Consider the following 2,603-nt stretch of genomic DNA (forward strand, 5'->3'; position numbering starts at 1 on the left):
GTGATTCTGATATTTATTCTAGGTTATATAACCATTGCTATAGAACAGAGGATAAAAATAGACAAGGCAGCAACAGCATTGGTCACCGGAGTAATTTGCTGGTTCCTGTATTTTATTCATACACCTTCAGCAAATGCCTCAGAAAATGAACTGTTTCGGCACTTTGGAGGAATTGCTGCCATCCTGTTTTTCTTATTAGGAGCCATGACTATTGTAGAAGTCATTGATTCCCACCATGGATTTGATATGATCACTAAAATAATACATACCCAATCAAAGCCCAAATTATTGCTATTAATCACCTTCCTTACTTTTTTCCTTTCTTCAATTTTGGATAATTTAACCACTTCCATTGTCATGACTTCGTTGTGTGGGAAATTACTGCATGACAAGAAATCCAGGTTATGGTTTGTTTCAATGGTTATTATTGCAGCAAATGCAGGAGGAGCATGGTCTCCCCTTGGTGATGTAACCACAACCATGCTTTGGATTGGAGGGCAAATCACAGCTTTCCACCTTATCTTAAAAACGATATTTCCCAGCATGATCATGGTTCTGGTGCCTTTATTAATTATCGCCCATAAGTTTAAAGGAGAAAAAATTGAAGATTATCCCCCATCAGATAAAAATCAATATCCGCGGGAAAGCAATATCATATTATTCACGGGCATAGGGTTGTTGATATTTATCCCCATCTTTAAATCATTTACGCACATGCCCCCTTTTATGTGTATGTTACTTTCCCTGGGAATAATCTGGTTTGTGAGTAGTCTGATTCACCGGAACTTACATCCTGATGAACGGTATAAATATTCAGTCACACAAGCATTAAAGAAGATTGATTCTTCCAGTATCTTATTTTTCCTGGGTATTTTGCTGGCTGTGTCAGCCCTGGAATCTTTTGGAATACTCAAACATTTAGCTGATTTTACAGTAAATCATGTTAAAAATGTGTATGTAACCGGGACATTACTGGGACTTTTTTCTGCAGTAATAGATAATGTTCCGTTGGTTGCCGCAGCACAAGGCATGTTTAGTATGGCTGTGTATCCCATTGACCATATCTTCTGGGAATTTATGGCATTAACAACAGGAACAGGCGGAAGCATCATTATTATTGGCTCCGCTGCAGGTGTGGCGATAATGGGTATTGAAAAAATGAGTTTTTTCTGGTATTTAAAAAATATCAGTTGGCTTGCAATGATTGGTTTGTTAGCTGGCATAGTAGTATTTATCCTTCAGCAAAGTTTAGTTTAAAAAATTCCCATTTCTTATTAGTTTTGTCTTAACAAAAAAATTAAGGAATGAATACTTACAAAGCTTCAGGAATAGAACGAATACAATCGATTAAAGGAGTGGAACTAGCATCGTTTCACAAACGTGCTTTTGCTTTTATCCTGGATTTTATCATCCTGTCTGCAATATTTTTTCTGATCCTGTGGTTGTTTGATCCACAACTGCATACCTTTAGTTCTATAAAGAAGAAAAAGGAAATTCATTTTGGGTTCAACACCAATTGGTACAGTACCCTATGGATGCTACTCTATTTTGGATTGGGCACCTATTGGGGAAAAGGGAAGACTCCCGGCAAATGGATATTTGGGATCCGGACTATCTCCATCGTTCACGAACGGCTAACCTTATGGCACTGCATTGAACGTGCGTTAGGCTATGGCCTGTCCTTCCTGGAAGGTGGCTTCGGCTTTTTCCAATATTTTATCAATCCCGATAAAAGAACATTACATGATCGCACCGCAGAAACCATTGTGATTATTGATAGAAATAAAAGCTATAAAACAGAGTGCAAACAGTGAACGATATTTCTAATAATCCATAAATCCTTAGATAAATTTCAAAAACCAATTTCGGAAAATTCGACTTCTTGATATTTTAATTTCCTTCTTCTTAATCCGGAAAATATAATATGGACAAACTCAGCTTGCCCTGAACAAATGGAAAATGCACAAAATTTATTTTTAACCTTAACGAATATTTGCCCACCGGAATAGCCATTGCTGATTATAAACTTTTTCTTTATACAAGTCAAAGATCATTTCTATTCTTCTGATTTTTTTGTAACTTGTTTTTATATATGGCATTTACTTCTTTGTTCTTCAGAAAGTTTGTATTTATTAGCGAATATGTTTATCCCCTAAAAAACACAGGACCAGCAAGCTATAAGTAGGCAATATTCGATACCCATTAATGTTGAATTATTAAAAAAATACCTAAATGAAAAAACTGGAAAATAAGACAATTTTTATTACCGGTGGCTTATCAGGTATAGGGAAAGCATGTGCAATAGCCGCTGCAAAAGAAGGAGCCAACATCGTTGTGGCCGACTTGAAATCGGATAAGGCGAATATGGCCATGGAAGAGATAAAGCAGGAAAACCCGAAAGCAATCTTTATTGAATGCGATGTCTCAATATATAAGCAGGTTGAATCGGCCATTCAGAAAACGGTCAGCCTATTCTCTACCCTGGACGTGGCTTTAAATAATGCAGGGATTAGTGGCGAACCCAATAAAGTATGCGATATGAGTGAAGAGGCCTGGTTAAAAGTAATTCAGGTAAACCTGAACGGCGTCTTCAATTGCATGAA

3 protein-coding genes are annotated in these 2,603 nt (G+C 36.9%); all 3 read left to right on the top strand.

Annotated features, from left to right (window positions below):
* Nucleotides 1–1,257, top strand: a 1,257-nt coding sequence (nhaD, locus tag Q8907_16000; GenBank protein ID MDP4275772.1) for a sodium:proton antiporter NhaD, incomplete at its 5' end; no start/stop codon positions are given.
* 47 nt (nucleotides 1,258–1,304) lie between these two features.
* Nucleotides 1,305–1,814, top strand: coding sequence for an RDD family protein (locus Q8907_16005; protein ID MDP4275773.1), 510 nt, complete (start codon nucleotides 1,305–1,307; stop codon nucleotides 1,812–1,814).
* A gap of 418 nt (nucleotides 1,815–2,232) precedes the next feature.
* Nucleotides 2,233–2,603: SDR family NAD(P)-dependent oxidoreductase (locus Q8907_16010; protein MDP4275774.1), on the top strand; the 371-nt coding region annotated here is incomplete at its 3' end.

The sequence above is a fragment of the Bacteroidota bacterium genome, from assembly GCA_030706565.1.
GTDB lineage: Bacteria > Bacteroidota > Bacteroidia > Bacteroidales > JAUZOH01 > JAUZOH01.